This is a genomic window from Rugosimonospora africana (genome assembly GCF_016862975.1).
GTDB classification, from domain to species: Bacteria; Actinomycetota; Actinomycetes; order Mycobacteriales; family Micromonosporaceae; genus Rugosimonospora; species Rugosimonospora africana.
In genome coordinates, this window is record NZ_BONZ01000115.1 from 1 (window position 1) to 21,789 (window position 21,789).

Consider the following 21,789-nt stretch of genomic DNA (forward strand, 5'->3'; position numbering starts at 1 on the left):
GCTAAGCAGAGCAAAGCGTCTCGCGCCCACACCGTCGGCTCCCGGCTCGGCCACCGAGAGTAGCCGAGCCGGGGCTTCCGGGGGCTGACGGGAGCGGCGACAGCAGGTCTAGGCGCGCGGGAACGTCAGCTCGGCGAACACCGCGCGGTGGTCGCTGTCCTCAATGGGGTGTACCGAGACCGAGCTGACGCCGATCCGCCGGTCCGCCAGTACGTGGTCAGGGGTCACCCAGGGCAGCGGCGGCCCGAGGTACGGGAACGTGGTCGCCAGGCCCCGGCCCACGACATCGGCGGCGTCCCGGTATCCGGTACCGAGAATGTGGCGCAGATCCGGAAAGTCGAGCGTCATGTTGAAATCGCCGAGCAGCAGCCGCACCGGCCCACGGGGGGTGGCCGGTGGGATGTTGCGTACTCCGGCGTTCCAGCACGCGGTCTGGGTGGGATCGACCGGCGCGCAGTAGTGGATCACGTCGATGGCGACCGGTACGGCGCCGGGCGGCTGCACGGTCGCCAGGGTCTCGGTGAACGTGATCGGCAGCCGGCGGCGGCCGACGTTGGTCAGCGGGTACCGGGAGAACAGCGCGGTACCCGCCGGGCCGATCCACTCGGGATTGGCCGACCAGTACGGCAACATGCCGCCGAGCCCCGCGGTCATCAGCCGGTCGAGTTCCGGCGGGGTGACCTCCTCTAGCGCGAGGACATCCACCCGCTGTCCGCGGGCCAGGGACACCACCGGGGCCGGATCGGCGTGGCCCTCGCGCAGGTTCGCGGTCATCACGCGTACCGCCGGGCCCCGCGCCGGGTCGGGTCCGCCGAACGCCCGCGGCGCCACGACCCCGACGAGCGCGACGAGTGCGGCGGCGGCCAGCGCGGCGGCCAGCCAGCGGCGGGCGGCCAGGGCGAGGACGACCGGAATCACGGCGGTGAGCGCGGCGTACGGCACGACCGCCGGCTCCACCGTCAACGGGAACCGGTCCACGTGCAGGCCGAGCAGCCGGACCAGCGCGACGAGCGCCCACCCGGCCGACAGCGGCCAGCACAGCCGCGTCAGGAACCGCCGGAGGCGGCGCGATCCGGACAGCCGGTCCGGCGCGTCCACCGGCAGTCCTGACGGGGCGGTGGAGGTCGTCACTCGCGCACGATATCCGCCGGACCTCAAAACCCGCCGGACCAGCGCATGAACTGAGCGTCAAACCACACGCGGTGGCGGGAGCACCACGGTCAGCGCATCGGTTCGCCCAGCGGCGCGTTGATGAACCCGCCGCCGACCAGGCTGTGCAGCGGGTCGGTCAGGTCCGGTTCGCCCTCGGCCGCGATCCGTGCCGCGGCGAACCGCTCGGCGTCCTCGGCCGGCTCGTAGCCCAGCGCCCGCGCGCCGGACAGCGAGAACCAGCGCCGGGTGTTGTCGGAGATCGCCCAGACCACCCGGAAACCGGGCTCCCGGTCGGCCAGCGCCGCCTCGACCAGCCGTGCCGCGTCGCTCGGCGCCAGCCAGGTGGCCAGGGCGCGGACGTCCGTCGGCTCGACGAAGCAGGTGCCGATCCGCAGCGCGGTGACATCGATGCCGTACCGGTTGTGGTACAGCGAACCCAGCGACTCGATCGCCGCCTTGCTCCACCCGTAGTAGGTGTCCGGGCGGCCCGGCACGTCGCCCGGCAGGCCGTCGGAGCCGGGTGCCACGTCCGCCCGGCCGTAGAAGCCCACCGCGTGGTTGCTCGACGCGAGGATCACCTTCCGCACCCCCGCCTCGACGACGGCCTGCAGCAGGTTCTGGGTGCCCACCACGTTCACCGCGAGGATGTCGTCGAACGATGCCTCCAGGCTCAGCCCGCCGAGGTGGAGGACGGCGTCGACGCCCTGGCAGGCTTTCGCGACCGCGTCGGGGTCGGTGAGGTCGGCCGCGATGGTCTCCTCGCCGGATTGCGGGTCTTCGATTTCCACCAGATCGGCCAGCCGCACGATCCGGCCCTCGCGGGACAGCAGGGGGCGCAGCAGCCGACCCATGTTGCCGGCCGCTCCGGTTACGAGGAGCCGGTAGGTGTCTTCGCCATTCTCAGTGCCGGCCAACCCGTTCGCCACCCTCCGCGCGTCGGAAAAACGCGTATAGAAAACGCTTACCGTATGACGTCACATGGTATCCGTTACCGGGCATCCGGCTCCGGGGTCCGTCCGGGCGCCGCGAGGAAATCGAAATCGCATCCGGTGTCGGCCTGCATGATGTGCTTCGCGTGCAGAGCGCCGTACCCGCGCGGGTACCGGGCCGGCGGGCGGACCCAGGAGGCCCGGCGCCGGGCCAGTTCCGGCTCCGGTACCAGCAGATCCAACCGGCGATCGGCGGTGTCCAGCCGGATCATGTCGCCATCCCGGACGAGGGCCAGCGGCCCGCCGACGTTCGACTCCGGTGCGACGTGAAGCACGCAGGCGCCGTAGCTCGTGCCGCTCATCCGCGCGTCCGACACCCGTACCATGTCGCGCACGCCGCGCCGCAGCAACTTGTTCGGGATCGGCAGCATCCCGTGCTCGGGCATGCCCGGTCCGCCCTGTGGCCCCGCCTCGCGCAGCACCAGCACACTGTCCTCGTCGACCACGAGTTCCGGATCGTCGATGCGGTCGAGCAGATCCGCGTACCCGTCGAAAACCACCACCGGACCGGTGTGCTGCAACAGCCGCTGCTCCGCCGCGATGTGCTTGATGACGGCCCCGTCGGGCGCGAGGTTACCGCGCAGCACGGCGAGCCCGGCCTCGGCGGACAGCGGGTTGTCCCGCGGCCGGATCACGTCGTCGTTGTAGGTCTGCGCACCGGCGACCGCGTCGCGCAACGACTTCCCGGTGACCGTCGGGCGGTCGAGGTGCAGCAGGTCGTCCAGCCGGGCCAGCAACGCGCGCAGCCCGCCGGCGTAGTAGAAGTCCTCCATCAGCCAGGCGCCGCCGGGCCGGAGGTTGGCCAGCACCGGGGTGCGCCGGGCCGCCTCGTCGAAGTCGTCGAGCGAGAGCGGAATGCCGCCCCGGCGGGCCATCGCGATCAGGTGGATGACCGCGTTGGTCGAGCCGCCCAGCGCCAGTACGGTGGTGACCGCGTCCTGGTAGGCCTCCTCGGTGAGGATCCGCGCCGGGCGCCGGTCGGCCCACACCATCTCCACCGCCATCCGGCCGCTGGCCGCGGCCATCCGGGGATGCCCGGCGTCGGCCGCCGGGATCGACGCGGCACCGGGCAGCGTCATGCCGAGCACCTCGGCGGCCGAGGTCATCGTGGAGGCGGTACCCATCGTCATGCAGTGGCCGGGGGAGCGCGCGATGCCATCCTCCAACTCGTTCCACATCTGGTCGTCGACCAGGCCGGCGCGCCGGTCGTCCCAGTACTTCCACATGTCGCTGCCGCTGCCGAGCACCTGACCGCGCAGGTTGCCGCGGAGCATGGGCCCGGCGGGTACGAAGATGGCCGGCAACCCGGCACTGATCGCGCCCATCAGCAGCGCCGGGGTGGTCTTGTCGCAGCCGCCCATGAGCACCACGCCGTCGACCGGGTACGAGCGGATGACCTCCTCGGCCTCCATCGACAGCAGGTTGCGGTAGAGCATCGCGGTCGGCTTGGTGAACGTCTCGCCGGCGATGGCGGACATCGGCAGCTCGATCGGGTACCCGCCGGCCTGCCACACGCCGCGCTTGACCGCCTCGGCGCGCTCGCGGAGGTGGAGGTGGCACGGGTTGATCTCGCTCCACGTGTTGAGGATGCCGATCACCGGCTTGCCGGTGTGCTCCTCGGCCCCGATGCCGAGCTGCCGGGTACGCGCGCGATGGCTGAACCCGCGCACACCCTCCCCGCCGTACCACCGCTGGCTGCGCAGCTCTGTCATGGATTAATCCCTTCGATCGTCCGCCACCCGCGTCACCAACTGGGTCGGGTTGACGAACCGCAACGCGATCACCAGCAGTACCAGCATCGTCAGCATGTAGAGCACCGCCATCGCGTCCGTCGACTGGGGAGCCCGGATGCCGGCGCCGTAGTAGGCGTTGTAGAGCGCGACCACCAGGGTCTGGCTGTCGGTACCGGCGGTCAGATAGGTCAGCTCGAACATGCCGACGGTACGCACCAGCACCAGGACGGCGGCGGCGAGCACCCCGGGCACCAGCAGCGGCAGCAGGACCCGCAGGAACACCGCGCGGGTCGTCGCCCCGCACATCCGCGCCGCCGCCTCGATCTTCGGGTCGATCTGTTCGATGAACGGCGTCATGGTCAGCACCACGAACGGCACCGAGGGCACGAGGTTGGCCAGGATCACGCCGGTCAGCGAGTTGGCCAGGTTGTACTTGTAGAGCACGGTGGCCAGCGGGATGCCGTACGCGATCGGCGGCACCATCACCGGCAGCAGGAACACGAGCATCACCAGTCGCTTGAGCGGGAACTGGCGACGGGCCAGCGCGTACGCCGCGGGGACGCCGATCACCGCGGCGATCACCACGACCGCGATCGACACCTCCAGGGTGACGATGAGTACGTCGGTGAGGTCGAACTCGTTCCACGCCTCGGACCAGTACTGCGTCGTGAAACCGGCCGGCCACCAGGTGCCGAACCACTGCGTGGAGAACGACTTGACCACCACCGAGCCGACCACGCCGGCCAGGTTGATGAAGAAGAACGCCACGACGGCCCAGGTGATCCAGGTCGACGGGCGCCCGATCAGCCTGCGCCGCCCGACCACGTCGGGCGCGGCAACATCCGCACTCATGCCGGATCCTCGTTTCCCTGCGGTGCGCTCATCCCTTACCTCCCGACGAGCCGCGGTAGAGCCGGCCGCGGGCGAACAGCACGATCGAGATGACGATCAGCATCACGGCGGCCATCACCATCGCGATCGCCGATGCTTTGGAGTAGTCGTACTCCTGGTACGCCGCGTCGTACGCGGCGATGGAGATGACGTGTGTCGACCGCTCCGGATCGCCGAGCAGGACGGCCGACGGGAACACCGAGAAGGCCAGCACGAAGTTCAGGCAGAACGTCATCGCCAATCCGGGCGCGAGCAACGGGAACACGATGTCGCGGAACCGTTGCCACCAACCGGCTCCCAGGGTCGCGGCGGCCGACTCCAGGCTGGGATCGATGCCGGACAGGTAGGAGAGGGTCAACAGGAACGCGAACGGGAATCCGCTGACGAGCAGCGAGAGCATCACGCCCCAGTAGTTGTGCAGCAGCGGTACCGGGTGGTCGATGTCGGTGATGTGCAGCGCGATCAAAATCTTGTTGAGCCAACCGGTACCGCTGAAATACTCGATCATCCCGATCGCGGTGAGCACGGTGCCCAGCGTGATCGGGATGACCAGGGCCGTGGTCAGCGCCCGCTTGCCGCGTACCCGGCCGCGCAGCCGGTACGCGATCGGCACCGAGGCGAGCACGTTGATGAGGGCGGCCGGCAGGCCGATCTTCAGCGTGATCCAGATGGTGTCGCGCTCGTACGGGTCGGAGAAGAACTTCTGGTAGTTGTAGAGCGCACCGCTGCCGTGCATGGGCTGGAAGGACAGGCCGAGCCCGTACACGAACGGGTAGATGAACAGCAGGATGAGGAACACCAGACCGGGCAGCAGCAGGAGCAGGGTCCGGTCGATGCCGCGCTCGGCGAGCCGGTGGGACAGAGCCGGGCGCCCGGTTCCGCCGGACCGCTCCGCGGTCGGTGCCGGCGGATTCGGTGCCGGCGATGTCGACGCCGACGTGACCGGTGTCATGACGCGCTCGCCTCGGCAGCGGTCTCCTGCCCGGAACCCGTGGCGTCCGGCGCACCGGACTGCGGCGGGCCGGGTTGCGGGGAGATCGCGGTGGCGTCGGCGAAGATGAGCACCCGATCCTTCGGTACCCACACCCGGACGGTCTCGCCCCGCTCGACCCGCGTCGAGGTACGCAGCCGCAGCGCCTGCCCCTCCGGCAGTCGGGCCTGTACCGCGAGTTCCCGCCCGTGGTACTCGACGACCTCCACGCCGACCTCGATGACGTTTTCCGCGTCGGCCGGCGGTTCGCCGACCAGGAAGTCCTCCGGCCGGATCGCGACGGTGGCCGGGCCGGACCCGACGCCCTCGCCGGCCACGCCGGTCAGTTCGATGCCGAGGCCGCGCGCGGTCGCGTGGCCGCCCTCGCCCCCGGTGACGGTCATCGCGAACAGGTTGCGATAGCCCATGAACCCGGCGACGTACGGGTTGGCCGGCGACCGGTACAGCTCCTCCGGCGTACCCACCTGCTGCACCACGCCCTCGCGCAGCACCACCAGACGGTCGGCCAGGGACAGCGCCTCCTCCTGGTCGTGCGTCACGTAGACCGTGGTGAGGCCGAGCGACTGGTGCAACCGGCGGATCTCGGTGCGCATGTCCAGCCGCAGCGCGGCGTCCAGATTGGACAGTGGTTCGTCCATCAGCACCAGCGGCGGTTCGATCACGATGGCCCGGGCGATGGCGACACGCTGCTGCTGGCCGCCGGAGAGCTGGCCGGGCAGCCGGTCGGCGTACGGCGCCAGCTGCACCAGCCGCAGCGCCTCGTCCACCCGCGCCCGCGCCTCCTGCCGCGCGATGCCCCGCATCCGCAGCCCGAACCCGACGTTGCGGCGCACCGACATGTGCGGGAAAAGCGCGTAGTTCTGGAAAACCATGCCGAACCCGCGACGCTCGGGCGGCAGGGTGTCGACCCGCCGCTCGTCGAGCCAGATGCCGCCGCCGGACAGCGGCAGCAGGCCGGCCAGGCAGTTGAGTGCGGTCGACTTGCCGCAGCCTGACGGGCCGAGCAACGCGACGAATTCGCCACCGGCGATCCGCAGGTCGAGCCCGTCGAGCACGAGCTTGTCACCGAAGCGCCTGCTGACCTTGTCCAGGCGCAGGTGGGTGAACTGCCCCTCCCGGGCCGGTGCGCGCACCGGCCCGGGAGGGCTTGTCCGATCGGTCATTTCTTCGCCGCGCCGATCTCGGTGTCCCACTTGGCGAACGCCGCGACCTGCTTGTCCGCCGGCAGCGACGTCTCCTGCGGGTTGTTCGCGATGAGCGCGTCGTACTCCGGCCGGCCGTACTTGTTGATCGCGTCCTGGCTGGACTGCGGCGCCATGGACAGCGTCACGTCCTTCACCGCCGGGCCGGGGTAGAAGTAGCCCTTGTCGTAGGAGATCGCCTGCTGCTCCGGGGTCAGCATGAACTGGAGCAGGTTGAGGATCGCCGACAGCTTGTCCTTGTCGATGCCCTTGGGAACCACGGCATACTGCGCGTCGGTCACCCAGTGGAAGCCCTTGAGTGTAGTGATCTTCGTGGTGTTCGGTACGGTGCCCAGCACCCGCGGGTTGATGTCCCACCCGGTCGTACTGGCGATCATGTCGACCGTACCCTTGCCGATGTTCGTCATCGTGTTGGCCGTACCCGACTCGTAGGGCGCCGAGCACTGGCCCAGTTCCTTGAGGTACGCCCAGGTCTTGTCCCAGCCGGTGTCCGGGTTCTTCGGGTCACTGTCGCCGAGGATGTACGGCAGGCCCATCAGGAGCGTCCGGCCGGGGCCGGAGTTCTTCGGCACCGCGTACTGGAACCGGCCCGGGTGAGCCTTGCACCAGGCGAGGAGCTCATCGGTGGTGGTCGGCGGTGTGGTCACCTTGGTCGGGTTGTATTCCAGCAGCGGACCGGACGGATATTCCACCAGCTCCACGCCGTATCCCTCGGCCAGTTCCTGCATCTTCTGCGCCGGGTCGGTGTAGTTGTTCATGTTCGACAGGTGGGAGCTGTAGTCCGTCATCTTGGTCCACAGGTTCTGCGCGATCCCGGCGGACAGTCCGTCGGTGCCGGTGAGCACCACGTCGATGTCCAGCCGGCCGGCGTCCTCCTGTGCCTTGACCTTGCCGGCCAGGTCCGGCGCCTTGCCGGTGGACGTCGTGATCTTGCTGACGATGTCCCCGTGCTGCTTGACGAAGTTGTCGAGCATGCCCTGGGTGAGCTGAAGATTGCCGGCCACGTCGAGGATGTTCAGGGTCACCGCCTTGGACGGCTTGTCCGGCACGTCGCCCGCGGAGACCGGTCCGTTGGACTTCGGGGCCGGCGCGCCGCAGGCGGTGGCGGCCAGCGCCGCCGCCGCGACCGCCGCGACCAGCCCGGCGCCCATGCGGCCCCGGCGGCGAGCGGTGCGGTAACCAATTGCTGAGTCACCCATGTCGGGCTCTCCTGTCGTAGTCCAGGGGTGAATGAGCGCGACCGGTCAGGAGCTCGCCGGCCGTTCGTCACCCGGCTCAACCGTGCGACCCCCGGCCAGCCATCGGTCGGGGATCGTCGGAAACGGAGTGGCTACGGGCGGCGGCGGTCGTCGCCCGCACGATCAGATTCGTGGTCAGTTCCCGGTGTGATCCGGCGCCGTCGCCGGCGCCATCGATGCCGGAGAGCAGGAGGTCGACGGCTGCCCGGCCGCCGGCTTCCATCGGCATCGCGACCGTGGTCAGCGGGGGAGCACAGACGGCCGCGTAGAGCAGGTTGTCGAAGCCGACCACGCTCATCTCCTGCGGTACCGCGACGCCCCGGTCGGCGAGCCGGGACAGCACGCCGAGGGCCATGAGGTCGTTGTAGGCGATGATGGCGGTCACGCCGTCGGCCAGCGCCAGGTCGGCCGCCTGCACGCCGCCCTCGAACTTCGGCTCGAACGGGCCGAACTCGACGACGCTCAGCTGGGCGCGGGCCGCCGCGGCCCGCAGGCCACGCCGACGCTCGCGGTTGGACCAGGCGTTGTTGGGACCGTTGAGGTACGCGCAGCGGTGGTGCCCGAGCGCGGCCAGGTGGTCAACCACCTGGCGCATCCCGCCCGCACTGTCCATCAGTGCCGCCGGGATGTCTCGCAGTCGCCGGTTGAGCAGGGTCAGCGAGGTGACCGCGGCCAGCGACCGCAACTGCGCGTCGGAGGCGAACGGGGCGCACACGACCACGCCGTCGACCTGCCGGGCCATCGCCCGGACCAGTGCCTCCTCCGCGGCCGGGTCCTCCTCGCCGTCGGCGAAGAAGACCGCGTATCCACTCTGCCGCGCCCGCGCCTGCACGCCCCGCAGGACGCCCGTGTAGAACGGGTTGTTCAGGTCCGGCACGACGATGCCGATGTTGCCCGTGCGGCCCGTGATGAGGCTGCGTGCCGCCGGGTTTGGCTGGTAGCCCAGTTCCTTCGCCGCCGCCAGCACCCGGTCGCGGGTGGTGCCGCGGACCAGATGCGACGCGCTGAGCGCGCGGGACACCGTGGACGCGGACACCTGGGCCCGCTGGGCGACGTCGTGGATGGTGACCGGCATGCCGCTCCCTCGATGCCGAGTCCTCCCGGCGGACAGACCCGGCGCTTGCAAACGTTTGTGGCAGAGAGTCAATCGTCGATCAGCCGTCCGCGTCAAGAGTCAAACCCGATGCAACTTTTCAGGCAGTTTCAGTGGCGTCCCGCGCCGCCGCGGTGACCTGGGCCGGTGTGGGACGCGCACGGCCGATTCTCGCGGCACCGCGCGCCGGCCGCATCGAGGAATTCCGGCAGGCGGACTCGCTGCAATGGTTTGCGTAGCCACACATAGCATCCCCGGCCCCGTCGTCTGTGCCCTGACGTGCGCGATCGCGCCGCCAGCGGGGCGCCGGGCGCTGTCTGCGTTGCGGTCCAGACCTGTCGCGTACCGAGTTATCCGCCGCGTCGGCCGCGGCGGTCCACCCGCCGCTCGACGGGCGCCGGACCCGTGTCCTGACCTGGCGATCGCCACGCAACGCGGGAGTTGGGAGCGCTCCACGCCCTCGATGTCCAGCGCTCGGCGCAGATCTCCCCGCGCTCCCGGCCACGCTCTTCCCGCCGCGGTTGCCGTTATCGTGGTGGCCAAACCAGACACCCCGAGGAGGCGTCGTGTCCGTTGACAACGTCCGGCGAGCCCTGGAATCGGTGGTCACCATCGCCGTCACCCCGTTCGACGCCGACGGCGCCGTCGACACGGGAACGTACGCCGGGGCGCTGACCCGGTGCGTGGACGCCGGGATCGATGTGGTCACCGCGAACGGGAACACCGGAGAGTTCTACTCGCTGACCGCGGCAGAGCGCGAAGTGGCCGTCCAGACCACGGTGGCCGCCGTAGGCGAGCGGACCACCGTACTGGCCGGCGTGGGCCACGACGTCGCCGACGCGGTGTCGGCGGCGGTCGGCGCGGCCCGAGCCGGCGCCCACGGTGTGATGGTGCACCAGCCGGTGCACCCGTACCAGTCGCCGCAGGGCTGGGTGGACTACCACCGGCGGATCGCCGACGCGGTACCGGAGTTGGGCGTGGTCTGCTACGTACGCAGCCCCGCGCTGACCGCGTCGACCTTCGTGGCGCTCGCCGACGCGTGCCCGAACGTGGTCGGCGTCAAGTACGCGGTGCCCGACCCGATGGCGCTCGCGACCCTGGTCGGCGCGGTCGGGCAGGAGCGTTGGGTGTGGTCCTGCGGGCTCGCCGAGACGTGGGCGCCGTACTTCTGGCTGTCCGGTGCCCGGGGGTTCACGTCGGGCCTGGCGACGGTCGCGCCGCACCACTCGCTGGCCCTGTTGAGCCAGTTGCGCGCGGGCGACTTCACCGCCGCGATGGCGACCTGGCGGCGGTTGCGCCCGTTCGAGGACATGCGCGCCCGGGGCGGCAGCGCGCTGAACGTGTCGGTGGTCAAGGAGGCGCTGGCGCAGCTCGGCGTCTGCCGGCGCGACGTCCGGCCGCCGATCGGCACGCTGAGCGCCGCCGAGCGGACCGAGGTGACCACGATCCTGGCTGGCCTGGGCGTCGACGTCCCGGTCGCCGCATAGCCTCACCCGACTGACCCGTCCGTCCACGGTGCCCGTTCGTTCACGGTGTCCACTGTGGACGGACGGGCCTCCGTGCGTGTACAGCGGCGACTGAGTAACCGGAGCCGGCAGTGTGCCTCCGGGTCCGGCCGCACCGGAACCGGCGGGACAGCTACGCGCAAGCGCGGCATCCATTACGCTGAGCCATACGAGGGCCCAGTCGCCATCAACGACACCTGCGACGACATCACCACCCACAAACGCCAATTCATCGGCTGGGCCGGCACGAACCCGATCCCGAGCGGCGGCAGCGGCGCGTGAGGAGCGCCGGGCGCGAACCGCCGGGGCATCCCGCCGGGCGTCCCTCGTGACGCCGGATCCGGCAGTGTCGTCGACACCGGAATTCACCGGACCCGTGCTGTGGCACGCATCCGTCGGGGTGGCTCGTCAGCGTCCCGCGTGAACGCGGCCCGCGCCATCGCGGCGACCGGTCTGGGTCGCGGTGCGGCGCCAGAGGCGCCGAGCCATGACGCGTGCGGGACACGACCGCGAAAACCAACCCATGGAGGCAACATGCGATTGCGTGGGGTGCTCCTCGCTGGCGCGGGAGCGCTGGCGATGGCCGGCACCAGCGTTGCGACGAGTGGAGTCGCGCACGCCGCGACCTACCTGTACGAGGCGGAGTCTCCGGTCAACACACTGACCGGCGCCACGGTTTCGGCCTGCGGCACCTGCCTGGGCGGCAGCATGGTGGGCTTCGCCGGTGGCACCGGCAGCCTTCGCTTCAACGGAGTGGCCGCGAGCGCGGCCGGCCCGGCGACGGTGACGGTCTCGTACGCCGCCGCCACAGCCCGTCAGGCACAGCTGTCGGCCAACGACGGCGCGCCGGAGACCGTCAGCTTCGCCCCTACCGGCGGTGCGACGGTATCCGGCACGCTGAGCCTGACGGTGAACCTCAACGCCGGTAACAACACGTTGACGTTCAGCGACACCGGCGGCCTCGCACCGGCGTTCGACGCGGTCACGGTGGCCAGCGGCGCGAGCGCGAGCGGCGCGGACGGCGGGCCGGCTGGCGACGGGCCGGGCGACGACGGGCACGGCGGTGGCAATGGAGTGGTCGCCGGTGCGGGTGCCGCACCCGCGTCCGGTGGTGCCGGTGGCGCGGCCGAACGCCTCGAGGCCGGTGCGGCAGGGGCCAGGGCCCCTGCCGCCGGCGGCGGCACGGATGGGGCTGGCACGGCTGCGGCTGGGGCCCCTGCCGCCGGTGGTACGGCCGCCGGAGACGAGAACGCCGGTGGGCCGAGCGCGTCGGACTTGCTGGCCAAGACGGCCAACTGCAAGCCGGTCTCCAACGGCAGCTTCGACAGCGAGGGGGACTCCGGCTCGGCACAGGTCTGCGCGGCGGCGGGCGCGGTGTTCTGGACGTCCGGCATGGCCATCGACTGCGACGGCCAGCGCAGCGCCCAGTGCAATGAGAACACCGACTGCTGCTTCGCCAGCGCGACCGCCTTCCAGCAGTCGGACGGGCGGCAGCTCGACTCGGCGACGCTGCCGTACGTCGTGGTACCGGGGGCCAGCGGCACCTGGAACTACGCCAACTCGGGTGTCCAGGCCGGTTCGGTGGCCGCCGTGATCTACCAGGGCAAGGTGGCCTACGCGGTGGTCGGCGACATCGGTCCGACCCGGATGATCGGCGAGGGGTCGTACGCGCTGGCCGAGCAGCTCGGCATCAACCCGGACGCGAGGGTCGGCGGTGCCGGGTCGGGCGTCACGTTCATCGTGTTCACCGGCCCGTCCGCCGTGGCGCGGCCGATCGAGAGCCACGCCGCGGCGGTGACGCTCGGCGAACAGCTCGCACGGCAGTTCGTCGCGAACAACTGACAGTCAGCGACCGAACCGCGAAACCCAGCGGCGCCCACCCCGGGCGCCGCTGGCGTCTGTCGCTCTCTGTGCCCGTCGGCTGCTCTGCGTACCCCTCGGCTGCTCTTGGTGCCCCTCGGCCTCCCTGGATGCGGTCTGCGCTGGAGGTTTGCCGGCGATTGATCCGATCGTTACCAGCGAGCTGCCCCCGGCGCTCTTGTGGAGGTCCGACGCGACCTGGTAGACATCCGATGTATATACGTCCGAGTGCCTACGACGGGATGACGCGTGAAGCTGCTTCGTGTCGGGCCGCGGGAAGCCGCGCGGCCGGCCGTACTCGATCCGACCGGTCAGCTGACCGACCTGTCCCGATTGGCGGCCGCATGACCGGGCCCGGCGCCGAGGTGCGCTCGACCGTGCCGCCGCAGCCGTCTCGGTTGGGCCAGTCCTCGGAAGCTGGCCAGGCGGCGCAACCGGCCGGGGACGCACCGGGGGCCCGGTTCCTGTCCCTGGACACCTACGACGTCCGCTTCCCGACTTCACGGGAACTCGACGGGTCGGACGCGATGAACCCCGACCCCGACTACTCCGCGGCATACGTCGTGCTGCGCACCGACGCCGGCGACGGCCACGAGGGGCACGGCTTCGCGTTCACCATCGGCCGCGGCAACGACGTCCAGGCGACCGCCATCGAGGCGCTGCGTCCGTTTCTGGTCGGCCGGCCGGTGGACGCCGTCCTCGGTGACCTGGGCGGCTTCTGGAAGGAGCTGGTGCACGACTCGCAGCTGCGCTGGCTCGGTCCGGAGAAGGGCGTCATGCACATGGCCATCTCCGCAGTGGTCAACGCGGTGTGGGATCTGGCCGCGAAGCGTGCGGGGCGTCCACTGTGGATGCTGCTGGCCAGCATGTCGCCGGAGGAGATCGTCTCGCTGGTCGACTTCCGGTACCTCACCGACGCACTGACTCCGCAGGAGGCGCTGGAGATCCTGCGCCGGGCGGAACCGGGGCGGGCCGAGCGCACCGAGCGGCTGCTGGCGGACGGGTACCCGGCGTACACCACGTCACCCGGCTGGCTCGGGTACGACGACGAGAAGCTGCGGCGGCTGTGCAAAGAGGCGGTGGCGGCCGGGTTCCATCAGATCAAGCTCAAGGTCGGCGCGGATCTGGCTGACGACATCCGGCGCATCCGGATCGCCCGGGAGGCGTGCGGACCGGACATCCGCATCGCGGTGGACGCCAACCAGCGCTGGGACGTGGGTAGCGCGATCGCGTGGGTACGGGAGTTGGCACCGTACGATCCGTGGTGGGTCGAGGAGCCGACCAGCCCGGACGACGTGCTCGGCCACGCGACGATCGCCCGCGCCATCGCACCGGTCAAGGTGGCCACCGGGGAGCACGTGCAGAACCGGGTCATCTTCAAGCAGATGCTCCAGGTGGGTGCGCTGTCCTACCTCCAACTCGACGCCGCCCGGGTCGCCGGGGTCAACGAGAACGTGGCGATCCTGTTGCTGGCGGCCAAGTTCGGCGTACCGGTCTGTCCCCACGCCGGTGGGGTCGGGCTCTGCGAGCTTGTCCAGCATCTGTCGATGTTCGACTACGTGGCGGTGTCCGGCTCGCTCGACGACCGGGTCATCGAGTACGTCGATCACCTGCACGAACACTTTGTCGACCCGGTGGTCATCCGGGACGGCCGGTACCAGGCGCCGACCGCGCCCGGTTTCTCCGCGACCATGCGCGCGGAGACGCTCACCGAGTTCGCGTACCCGCACGGTCCGATCTGGACGGAGGCGGTCACGTGACCGATCGCCTCCCGAACAGCTGACCCATCACAACAGATGAGTTGCACAGCGAGTTTCCGTCCCTGACACCCCGAGCGAGGACTCCATGTTGCACCGCAGAGCGGCGGTCGTCGCCGCCGGAATCGCGATCGTGGCGCTCGCCGCGACCGGATGTAACCGTGGCACCAACAACTCGACCTCCGGCGGCGGTTCGTCCGCCGGCAAGGTCGGCATCGATTTCCCCCGGTCGGACTCCGATTTCTGGAACTCCTGGGCCGGCTACATCAAGTCCGACATCACCAGCATGAAGATCGACGCGTTGCCGCCGACCAACTCGCAGAACGACATCACGAAGCTGGCCAGCAACGTGCAGGCGTTGCAGGCGCAAGGTGCCAAGGTGATCGTGATGGCGCCGCAGGACACCGGTGCGGTGGCCAGCACGCTGGACACCCTGGCCGGGAAGAACATCCCGGTGGTGAGCGTGGACACCCGCCCGGACAAGGGCAAGGTCTACATGGTGGTCCGCGCGGACAACAAGGCGTACGGCACCAAGGCGTGTGACTTCCTCGGCGGCAAGCTGAAGAACAAGGGTACGGTCGTGGAGTTCGAGGGCGACCTGACCTCGGTCAACGGCCGGGACCGCTCCGACGCGTTCGGCCAGTGCATGTCCTCGAAGTACCCGGGCATCAAGGTGCTCGCCGAAGAGACCAACTGGGCCGGCGACGTGGCGTCGGCCAAGCTGCAGAACGCGCTGAACCAGGGCACGGTCAACGGCATCTACATGCAGGCCGGCGGCGTGTTCCTGGCTCCGACGCTGGCTCTGTTGCAGCAGAAGCACCTGCTGGTCCCGCCGACCGATCCGAAGCACATCTTCGTCGTGTCCAACGACGGCATCCCGGCGGAGTTCACCGCCATCAAGGCGGGCCAGATCGACGCGACGGTGTCCCAGCCGGCCGACCTGTACGCCAAGTACGCGCTGTTCTACGCCCAGGCCGCCCTGCAGGGCAAGACGTTCCAGCCGGGCCCGACCGACCACCAGTCGAACATCATCTCCATCCCGAACGGACTGGAGGATCAGCTCCCCGCGCCGCTGGTGACGAGTGACAACGTCGACGACCAGTCGCTGTGGGGCAACCAGGTCGGCAAGTGAGCGACGATCCCGCGGACGCCGGGGCGGCAGCGAGCCGCCCCGGCGCCGTCTCGAACGAAGGCGCCGGGCAGAGCGCAAACGCCGTGCCGAGACAAGGCGCGGGGCCGAGCGGAAACGCCGTCCCGAGACAAGGCGGCGTCCCGAGCGAAGGCGCCGGGCAGAACGAAAACCCGGTCGCCGAGGCCGCCGGTGTCACCAAGCGGTTCGGCGCGACCGTCGCGCTGAACGACGTCGGGCTGCGGGTGGCGCCCGGCGAGGCGCACGCGCTGGTCGGTCGCAACGGTGCGGGCAAGTCCACGCTCGTGTCGATCCTCACCGGACTGACCCGCCCGGACCACGGCCGGATCTCCTTCAACGGCGAGGCCGCCCCGCCGGTGTCGGACCCGAACGCCTGGCGCCGACACGTCGCCTGCGTGTACCAGAAGTCGATGATCATCCCGTCCCTGTCGGTGGCGGAGAACCTGTACCTGAACCGGCAGGACCTCGGCGGCGGTGGGCGGATCTCCTGGCGCGCGCTGCGCTCGCGGGCGGCCGACCTGCTGGACACCTGGGGCATCGACGTCGACCCGCGGGCCGAGGCCGGCTCGCTCACGGTCGAACAGCGCCAGACTCTGGAGATTGCCCGTGCGCTGTCGTTCGGTGCCCGGTTCATCATCCTGGACGAGCCGACCGCGCAGCTCGACGGCGCCGGCATCGAGCGCCTGTTCGACCGGCTGCGTACCCTCCGGGACGCCGGGGTGGCTTTTCTGTTCATCTCGCACCACCTGCAGGAGGTGTACGAGCTGTGCCAGACGGTCACCGTGTACCGGGACGCGCGCCACGTGCTGACCGCGCCGGTTGCCGAGCTGGGCCGGGAGGCGCTGGTCGAGGCGATGACCGGCGAGGCGACCGGGCTGCGTGAGATCGGCTCCGGCGCGGCGCCCATCGACGACGCGGCGCGCGAGGCGCTGACCGTCGACGGGCTGGGCGTCCAGGGCATCTACCAGGACGTGTCGTTCCGGATCCGGGCCGGTGAGGTGCTCGGGCTCGCCGGGGCGGTGGGCGCGGGCGCCACCGCGCTGGGCGAGACGATCGTCGGGCTGCGCCGCGCCACCGCCGGTACGGTCAGCGTCGACGGCCGGCCGGTCAGGCCGGGCAGCGTACCGGCGAGCCTCGCGGCCGGGATCGGGTTCGTTCCCGAGGACCGGCACCGTGAGGGGCTGGTACCGCTGCGGTCGATCGCCGAGAATATGACGCTGACCGTGACGCAGCTGCTCGGCAGGTTCGGCTTCGTGTCCGCCGGAGCCCGGCGGGACGCGGCGCGCGAGTTGATGGAGCGGCTGGACGTGAAGGCCGCCGGCCCCGACCAGCCGGTGTCCGCGCTGTCCGGCGGCAACCAGCAGAAGGTGGTGATGGGGCGTGCGCTGGCCGGAAGTCCGCAGGTACTGGTGCTCCTGCGCCCGACCGCCGGAGTCGACGTGAAGTCCAAGGAATCGCTGCTGGGCACCGTGGCCACCGCGGCGTCCGACGGCTGCGCCGCGCTGATCGTCTCCGACGAGCTGGACGATCTGCGGGCCGCGGACCGGGTGATCGTCATGTTCCATGGCCGCGTGGTCGGGGAGTTCGCACGAGGTTGGGACGACCGTCGGATGGTCGCCGCGATCGAGGGGTTGTCTGGTGAGCACGATAGTTGAGGAACCCGTCCGCACCCGGCCACCGGCCGGCCGTTTCACCATCCGGCGACTGCGCGACTTCTCGCTGATCCCGGTCATCCTGCTGCTGCTGATCGTGGGCTTCATCGTCAGCCCGAACTTCCTGACCAAGGACAACATGCTCGCGGTGCTCCAGCAGTGCACCGAGCTGAGCCTGTTGGTACTCGGCGAGGCGCTGATCCTGATCGCGGGGCGGATGGACCTGTCCCTGGAGTCCACCATCGGGGTCGCCCCGGTACTGGCGGTCTGGCTGGTACTGCCGGCGCACGGCGGCCGGTTCAACGGCTTGGGCACCGGCCTGCCGGGCTGGACCGCGATCCCGCTGTGCCTGCTGATCGGCGCCATCATCGGCGCGATCAACGGGCTGGTCATCCTCAAGGTGCGGATCAACGCGTTCATCCTCACCCTGGGCATGCTGATCGCCCTGCGCGGTCTCCAGGTCGGGGTCAGCGGCGGCAACTCCATCTTCGAGCTGCCCTCCTCGTTCACCTACCTGGGGCGCACGTCCTGGTTGGGTGTCCCGGCATCGGTCTGGATCTGTGCCGCGCTGTTCGCGATCGCGATCGTACTGCTGTCCTGGCACCGGCACGGCCGCGCGCTGTACGCGATCGGTGGCAACGCGGACGCCTCCCGGGCCGCCGGGATCCGCACCGATCGGCTGCTGCTCATCGTGTTCATCACCGCGTCCACGCTGGCGGCGCTGGCCGGCATCCTCTACGTCGGCCACTATGGCTCCATCTCGGCCAGCCAGGGTGACGGCTGGATCTTCCAGGTGTTCGCCGCGACGGTCATCGGCGGGGTGAGCCTCAACGGCGGGCGGGGAAGCATGTTCGGCGCGCTGACCGGTGTCGTCGCCCTCCAGCTGATCCTGAACGTGATGAACTTCGCGCACGTCCCGCCGGTGTGGGACCAACTGCTCGACGGCGTCATCATCCTCGCCGCGCTCATCGTGTCGCGATTCTCCTCCGGGGAGGCTCAGGACTGATGCAGCGGATCGCCCTGCACACCCGGCTCGCGCCGGGCAAGGAGGAGGAGTACGGGCGGGTTCACGCGGTGATCCCGCCCGAGCTGGACGCCGCGTTGCGCGAGGCGGGCGTCCACGCCTGGCGGATCTGGCGGGACGGGCGCGACCTGTTCCACGTCATCGAGGTGGAGGACTACCAGCGGATGCGCGACTTCCTGCGTGACCACCCGGCGAACCTGCCGTGGCAGGCGCGGATGGCGCAGCTGCTGGAGGTCGAGGACGACTACTCGGGCAACGACTCCGGCATCGGGCTGGTCTGGGAGTTGCCGGCATGATGCTGGGCCGCACCGAGGTCGCCGTGACCGCGTTGGGATTCGGGACCGCGCCGATCGGCAACCTGTACCGGGCGGTGCCGGACGAGCGGGCCGCGGCGACCGTGGCGGCGGCCTGGGACGCGGGGGTCCGATACTTCGACACCGCCCCGCACTACGGGCTCGGGCTGGCAGAGCGCCGGCTGGGCGAGGTGCTCGCCGGGTACCCGCGCGACGAGTACGTGGTGTCCACGAAGGTCGGTCGGCTGCTGGTACCGAACCCGGACGGTGTCGGCCGCACCGACCTGGACAACGGCTTCGACGTACCGGCCGACCTCCGGCGGGCCTGGGACCTGACCGCCGACGGGATACGGCGCAGCCTCGACGAGAGCCTGGGCCGGCTCGGGCTCGACCGGGTCGACGTGGCGCTCATCCATGACCCGGACGAGAGTGACGCCCCGGAGACGGCGCTGACCGGCGCGTACCCGGCCCTGCGCGAGCTGCGCGCGCAGGGCGTGGTCGGGGCGATCGGGATCGGCTCGAAACAGCCGGCCATCCTGCGCCGGTTCGTCGAGGAGACCGACCTCGACGTCATCATGCTGGCCGGCCGGTACACGCTGCTCGAACAGCCGGCGCTGGACGACCTGCTCCCGTCGTGCCAGCGGCGCGGAGTCTCGGTCGTCAACGTCGGCGTGTTCAACAGCGGCCTGCTGGCCACGGACTGGCCCGAACAGGACGCGCATTACGAGTACGATGCCGCGCCCACCGACCTGATCGACCGCGCCCGCCGGATCGCGTCGGTGTGCCGGCGGCACGGTACGGCGCTGCCCCAGGCGGCCCTGGCGTTCGCCGCGGCGTACCCGAGCATGGCCAGCGTGGTGGTCGGTGCCGAACGGCCGGAGCACATGCGCCGCAACGCCGAACTGTTCGCCGCGCCACCGCCGGCGCCACTGTGGGCCGATCTGGTGGCCGAGGGACTGTTGCGTGCCGACGCACCTATTCCATCACCGACAGCGGCCGCTTGAACGCGACGCCTCCTTCGTCGGCGCCGCTGGCGACCGCGAGACCCGATCGGAGCCACTCCATGATCGTTGACGCGCACCACCACCTGTGGGACACGTCGCACCGGACCTACCCGTTCCTCGGCGCCGAGACGATGACACCCGTCCGCCGACCGTACACAGTGGACGATCTGCGAGCGGTCACCGGCGGCCGGGTGGACCGCACGGTACTCGTGCAGACCGTCGGCGACGTCGACGAGACGGCCGAGTTCCTGGCCGCCGCGCACGGCAGCGACGGTCTGATCGCCGGCGTGGTCGGCTGGGTCGACCTGACCGCGCCCGATGTCGCGGAGCGCATCGCCCGGCTGCGCGAACTGCCCGGGGGCGACCGGCTGGTCGGCATCCGCCACCAGGTGCAGGACGAGCCGGACCTGCGGTGGCTCGACCGGCCCGAGGTGCGCCGCGGGATCCGGGCGGTGGGCGCCGCCGGCCTGGCGTACGACCTGCTGGTGCTGACGCCGCAGTTGCCGTCCGCGCGGAGCGTGGCCGAGGACCTGCCGGAGATACGGTTCGTCCTCGATCACCTGGCCAAGCCGGGGATCGCGGGGCAGCAGTGGGATCCGTGGGACGCCGGCATCTCCGCGCTCGGTGCGCTGCCCAACGTCACCGCCAAACTGTCCGGCCTGGTGACCGAGGCGCGCTGGGATGGCTGGAAGCCGGACGACTTCCGCCGGTACGCCGACCACGCGCTGCTTGTGTTCGGGCCGGACCGGCTCATGTTCGGCTCGGACTGGCCCGTCTGCCTGCTGGCCGCCGGGTACGGCGAGGTGTTCGACCTGGCGCAGGAGCTGACCGCCGGCCTCGACGCGGCCGAGCGCGCGGCGGTCTTTGGCGGCACCGCCGTCCGGACCTACCAGTTGCCCGAACCTCCTGGCGCGATCGCCCCGTAGCCGGTCTGCCGCCGGTTTATATTCGGGTCGGTGGAGACCTCGACGCTCATCGTGCCGGCAGGCGTGGCGCTGGCCGACGTGGTGCGGAACGTCCGGCCCGACCAGCTGGACGAGCCGACGCCGTGCCCGGACTGGACCGTGCGGCAGCTGGTCAACCACCTCATGTTCTGGGCCCCGGTGATGGAGCGCGCCGCGCGCAAGGATCCGGTGCGGCCGCTGTCCGATCTCGACCAGGATCTCGTGGTGGACGACTGGCGGGAGCGGTGCGCGCGGCTCGTGGACGCGCTCGCCGAGGCGTGGAGCCAGCCGGACGCGTGGATCGGTACCAGCCGGATGACCGGTCCGGAGAGCCCCGCCGCGATGTTCGGCGGCATGGTGCTCTGCGAGTTCGTGCTGCACGGCTGGGATCTGGCCCGGGCGACCGGGCAGGAGCTGGCCTGCGCCGAGGCGACCGCGTTGGGCACGTACGCCGTGGTCGAGCCGATGCTCGTGCAGGGCCGGTCGATGGGCGTGTTCGGACCGGAGGTCGCCGTGCCGGAGACGGCACCGGAGCTGTGGCGGGTGGTGGCGGTCAGCGGCCGCGACCCGAACTGGCGGGCCTGAGGGGCCACCCCCCACGGTCAGTCCTGCAGGGCCCTGCGCAACCACTCCTCGACGCCGGCCACGTGGACCGTGGCCCAGGACCGGGCCAGCTCCGGCTGGCGGGCCGCGATCGCGTCGCAGATCGCCGAGTGCTGCTCTCGGGTGCGCTCCACCGCGCCCTCCTGAGTCAGGCCGCGCCAGATCCGGGCCCGGGTCGTCGGCCCGGACAGGCTCTCGATGAGCGAGCACAGCACCGTGTTGCCCGAGCCGAGCGCGATCCGGCGGTGGAATTCCAGATCGTTGGCGACGAGCGCCTCCACGCTCGGTGCGGCGGGCAGCTCGTCGAGGACCGCGCGGAGTTGCTCGACGTCGGCGTCCGCCATCGCCAGCGCCGCCATCGCGGTCGCGGCCGGCTCCAGAATCCGCCGTACCTCAAGGAATTCCAGCACGGTGTCGTCGCGGTGGAAGTCCACAACGAACGTCATCGCGTCGAGCAGCAGCCGGGGTTCGAGGCTGGTGACGTAGGTGCCGTCGCCCTGCCGCACGTCGAGCACGTGAATCAGCGACAGCGCCTTGACCGCCTCGCGCAGCGAGTTGCGGGACAGGCCGAGCCGGTCGGCCAGGTCCGCCTCCTTGGGCAGCCGATCGCCCGGGCTCAGTTCGCCGGAGACGATCATATCTTTGATCTTGTCGATCGCCTCGTCGGTGACTGCCAAGGGGCCCCCTCATACATAGGATGATTCGCGC

19 protein-coding genes are annotated in these 21,789 nt (G+C 70.7%); 10 read left to right on the forward strand and 9 right to left on the reverse strand.

Annotated features, from left to right (window positions below; all coding sequences use genetic code 11):
- Nucleotides 1–108: 108 nt before the first annotated feature.
- The 8 genes from Raf01_RS45780 to Raf01_RS45815 all read right to left on the reverse strand — a co-directional run bounded on the left by Raf01_RS45780 (nucleotide 109) and on the right by Raf01_RS45815 (nucleotide 9,271).
- Entirely contained in the window at nucleotides 109–1,131 is a 1,023-nt protein-coding gene (locus tag Raf01_RS45780) for an endonuclease/exonuclease/phosphatase family protein (protein WP_239134506.1), read from the reverse strand.
- Between the two features lie 89 nt (nucleotides 1,132–1,220).
- Nucleotides 1,221–2,066: an NAD-dependent epimerase/dehydratase family protein gene (locus Raf01_RS45785; RefSeq protein ID WP_239134507.1), complete on the reverse strand. Its 846-nt coding sequence runs from the start codon at nucleotides 2,064–2,066 to the stop codon at nucleotides 1,221–1,223.
- A 74-nt stretch (nucleotides 2,067–2,140) separates the two neighbouring features.
- Nucleotides 2,141–3,853, reverse strand: coding sequence for an L-arabinonate dehydratase (araD, locus tag Raf01_RS45790; protein ID WP_203924453.1), 1,713 nt, complete (start codon nucleotides 3,851–3,853; stop codon nucleotides 2,141–2,143).
- 3 nt (nucleotides 3,854–3,856) lie between these two features.
- Complete coding sequence (locus tag Raf01_RS45795) at nucleotides 3,857–4,726, reverse strand: ABC transporter permease (protein ID WP_203924454.1); 870 nt, start codon at nucleotides 4,724–4,726, stop codon at nucleotides 3,857–3,859.
- 28 nt (nucleotides 4,727–4,754) lie between these two features.
- A complete protein-coding gene (locus Raf01_RS45800; RefSeq protein WP_203924455.1) occupies nucleotides 4,755–5,717 on the reverse strand; it encodes an ABC transporter permease in 963 nt (320 codons plus the stop codon).
- The gene (locus Raf01_RS45805; protein WP_203924456.1) at nucleotides 5,714–6,919 is read right to left on the reverse strand and encodes an ABC transporter ATP-binding protein; all 1,206 of its coding nucleotides are present in this window, start codon (nucleotides 6,917–6,919) and stop codon (nucleotides 5,714–5,716) included. The genes Raf01_RS45800 and Raf01_RS45805 overlap by 4 nt, the downstream gene beginning before the upstream one ends.
- Complete coding sequence (locus Raf01_RS45810) at nucleotides 6,916–8,157, reverse strand: extracellular solute-binding protein (RefSeq protein WP_239134508.1); 1,242 nt, start codon at nucleotides 8,155–8,157, stop codon at nucleotides 6,916–6,918. Before Raf01_RS45810 ends, Raf01_RS45805 begins: the two co-directional genes overlap by 4 nt.
- Nucleotides 8,158–8,233: 76 nt before the next feature.
- Nucleotides 8,234–9,271, reverse strand: coding sequence for a LacI family DNA-binding transcriptional regulator (locus tag Raf01_RS45815; protein ID WP_203924457.1), 1,038 nt, complete (start codon nucleotides 9,269–9,271; stop codon nucleotides 8,234–8,236).
- 584 nt (nucleotides 9,272–9,855) lie between these two features.
- On the opposite strand from Raf01_RS45815, the gene Raf01_RS45820 reads away from it, so the two are divergent.
- From Raf01_RS45820 to Raf01_RS45865, 10 genes are all read left to right on the forward strand, one after another.
- Entirely contained in the window at nucleotides 9,856–10,776 is a 921-nt protein-coding gene (locus Raf01_RS45820) for a dihydrodipicolinate synthase family protein (protein ID WP_203924458.1), read from the forward strand.
- 552 nt (nucleotides 10,777–11,328) lie between these two features.
- Entirely contained in the window at nucleotides 11,329–12,636 is a 1,308-nt protein-coding gene (locus tag Raf01_RS45825) for a glycoside hydrolase family 75 protein (RefSeq protein ID WP_203924459.1), read from the forward strand.
- A 362-nt stretch (nucleotides 12,637–12,998) separates the two neighbouring features.
- Complete coding sequence (locus tag Raf01_RS45830; RefSeq protein WP_203924460.1) at nucleotides 12,999–14,414, forward strand: L-fuconate dehydratase; 1,416 nt, start codon at nucleotides 12,999–13,001, stop codon at nucleotides 14,412–14,414.
- A gap of 85 nt (nucleotides 14,415–14,499) precedes the next feature.
- Complete coding sequence (locus tag Raf01_RS45835) at nucleotides 14,500–15,543, forward strand: sugar ABC transporter substrate-binding protein (RefSeq protein ID WP_203924461.1); 1,044 nt, start codon at nucleotides 14,500–14,502, stop codon at nucleotides 15,541–15,543.
- Nucleotides 15,540–17,216: a sugar ABC transporter ATP-binding protein gene (locus Raf01_RS45840; RefSeq protein WP_239134509.1), complete on the forward strand. Its 1,677-nt coding sequence runs from the start codon at nucleotides 15,540–15,542 to the stop codon at nucleotides 17,214–17,216. The genes Raf01_RS45835 and Raf01_RS45840 overlap by 4 nt, the downstream gene beginning before the upstream one ends.
- Nucleotides 17,200–18,219, forward strand: a complete 1,020-nt coding sequence (locus tag Raf01_RS45845; RefSeq protein ID WP_239134510.1) for an ABC transporter permease — start codon at nucleotides 17,200–17,202, stop codon at nucleotides 18,217–18,219. Before Raf01_RS45840 ends, Raf01_RS45845 begins: the two co-directional genes overlap by 17 nt.
- Nucleotides 18,219–18,533 carry an L-rhamnose mutarotase gene (locus Raf01_RS45850; protein WP_203924463.1) on the forward strand — a complete coding sequence of 105 codons (315 nt, stop codon included), beginning with the start codon at nucleotides 18,219–18,221 and terminating at the stop codon, nucleotides 18,531–18,533. The genes Raf01_RS45845 and Raf01_RS45850 overlap by 1 nt, the downstream gene beginning before the upstream one ends.
- Nucleotides 18,530–19,534 carry an aldo/keto reductase gene (locus tag Raf01_RS45855; RefSeq protein ID WP_203924464.1) on the forward strand — a complete coding sequence of 335 codons (1,005 nt, stop codon included), beginning with the start codon at nucleotides 18,530–18,532 and terminating at the stop codon, nucleotides 19,532–19,534. The genes Raf01_RS45850 and Raf01_RS45855 overlap by 4 nt, the downstream gene beginning before the upstream one ends.
- A gap of 59 nt (nucleotides 19,535–19,593) precedes the next feature.
- On the forward strand, nucleotides 19,594–20,460 hold the full coding sequence (locus Raf01_RS45860) for an amidohydrolase family protein (protein ID WP_203924465.1): 867 nt from the start codon (nucleotides 19,594–19,596) through the stop codon (nucleotides 20,458–20,460).
- Nucleotides 20,461–20,490: 30 nt separating this feature from the next.
- Nucleotides 20,491–21,063 (forward strand): TIGR03086 family metal-binding protein, encoded by a 573-nt coding sequence (locus tag Raf01_RS45865; protein ID WP_203924466.1) that lies wholly within the window; start codon nucleotides 20,491–20,493, stop codon nucleotides 21,061–21,063.
- 17 nt (nucleotides 21,064–21,080) lie between these two features.
- Here Raf01_RS45865 and Raf01_RS45870 read toward each other — a convergent pair whose 3' ends face one another.
- On the reverse strand, nucleotides 21,081–21,758 hold the full coding sequence (locus Raf01_RS45870; RefSeq protein ID WP_203924467.1) for a FadR/GntR family transcriptional regulator: 678 nt from the start codon (nucleotides 21,756–21,758) through the stop codon (nucleotides 21,081–21,083).
- Between the last annotated feature and the right edge of the window lie 31 nt (nucleotides 21,759–21,789).

What these genes read in the sequence shown, in the direction of transcription:
- Raf01_RS45810 (WP_239134508.1), bottom strand. Translation starts at nt 8,157, where the DNA reads ATGGGTGACTCAGCAATTGGTTACCGCACCGCTCGCCGCCGGGGCCGC.
- Raf01_RS45850 (WP_203924463.1), top strand. Translation starts at nt 18,219, where the DNA reads ATGCAGCGGATCGCCCTGCACACCCGGCTCGCGCCGGGCAAGGAGGAG.
- Raf01_RS45860 (WP_203924465.1), top strand. Translation starts at nt 19,594, where the DNA reads ATGATCGTTGACGCGCACCACCACCTGTGGGACACGTCGCACCGGACC.
- Raf01_RS45800 (WP_203924455.1), bottom strand. Translation starts at nt 5,717, where the DNA reads ATGACACCGGTCACGTCGGCGTCGACATCGCCGGCACCGAATCCGCCG.
- Raf01_RS45805 (WP_203924456.1), bottom strand. Translation starts at nt 6,919, where the DNA reads ATGACCGATCGGACAAGCCCTCCCGGGCCGGTGCGCGCACCGGCCCGG.
- Raf01_RS45855 (WP_203924464.1), top strand. Translation starts at nt 18,530, where the DNA reads ATGATGCTGGGCCGCACCGAGGTCGCCGTGACCGCGTTGGGATTCGGG.
- Raf01_RS45815 (WP_203924457.1), bottom strand. Translation starts at nt 9,271, where the DNA reads ATGCCGGTCACCATCCACGACGTCGCCCAGCGGGCCCAGGTGTCCGCG.
- araD (WP_203924453.1), bottom strand. Translation starts at nt 3,853, where the DNA reads ATGACAGAGCTGCGCAGCCAGCGGTGGTACGGCGGGGAGGGTGTGCGC.
- Raf01_RS45835 (WP_203924461.1), top strand. Translation starts at nt 14,500, where the DNA reads ATGTTGCACCGCAGAGCGGCGGTCGTCGCCGCCGGAATCGCGATCGTG.
- Raf01_RS45795 (WP_203924454.1), bottom strand. Translation starts at nt 4,726, where the DNA reads ATGAGTGCGGATGTTGCCGCGCCCGACGTGGTCGGGCGGCGCAGGCTG.
- Raf01_RS45830 (WP_203924460.1), top strand. Translation starts at nt 12,999, where the DNA reads ATGACCGGGCCCGGCGCCGAGGTGCGCTCGACCGTGCCGCCGCAGCCG.
- Raf01_RS45825 (WP_203924459.1), top strand. Translation starts at nt 11,329, where the DNA reads ATGCGATTGCGTGGGGTGCTCCTCGCTGGCGCGGGAGCGCTGGCGATG.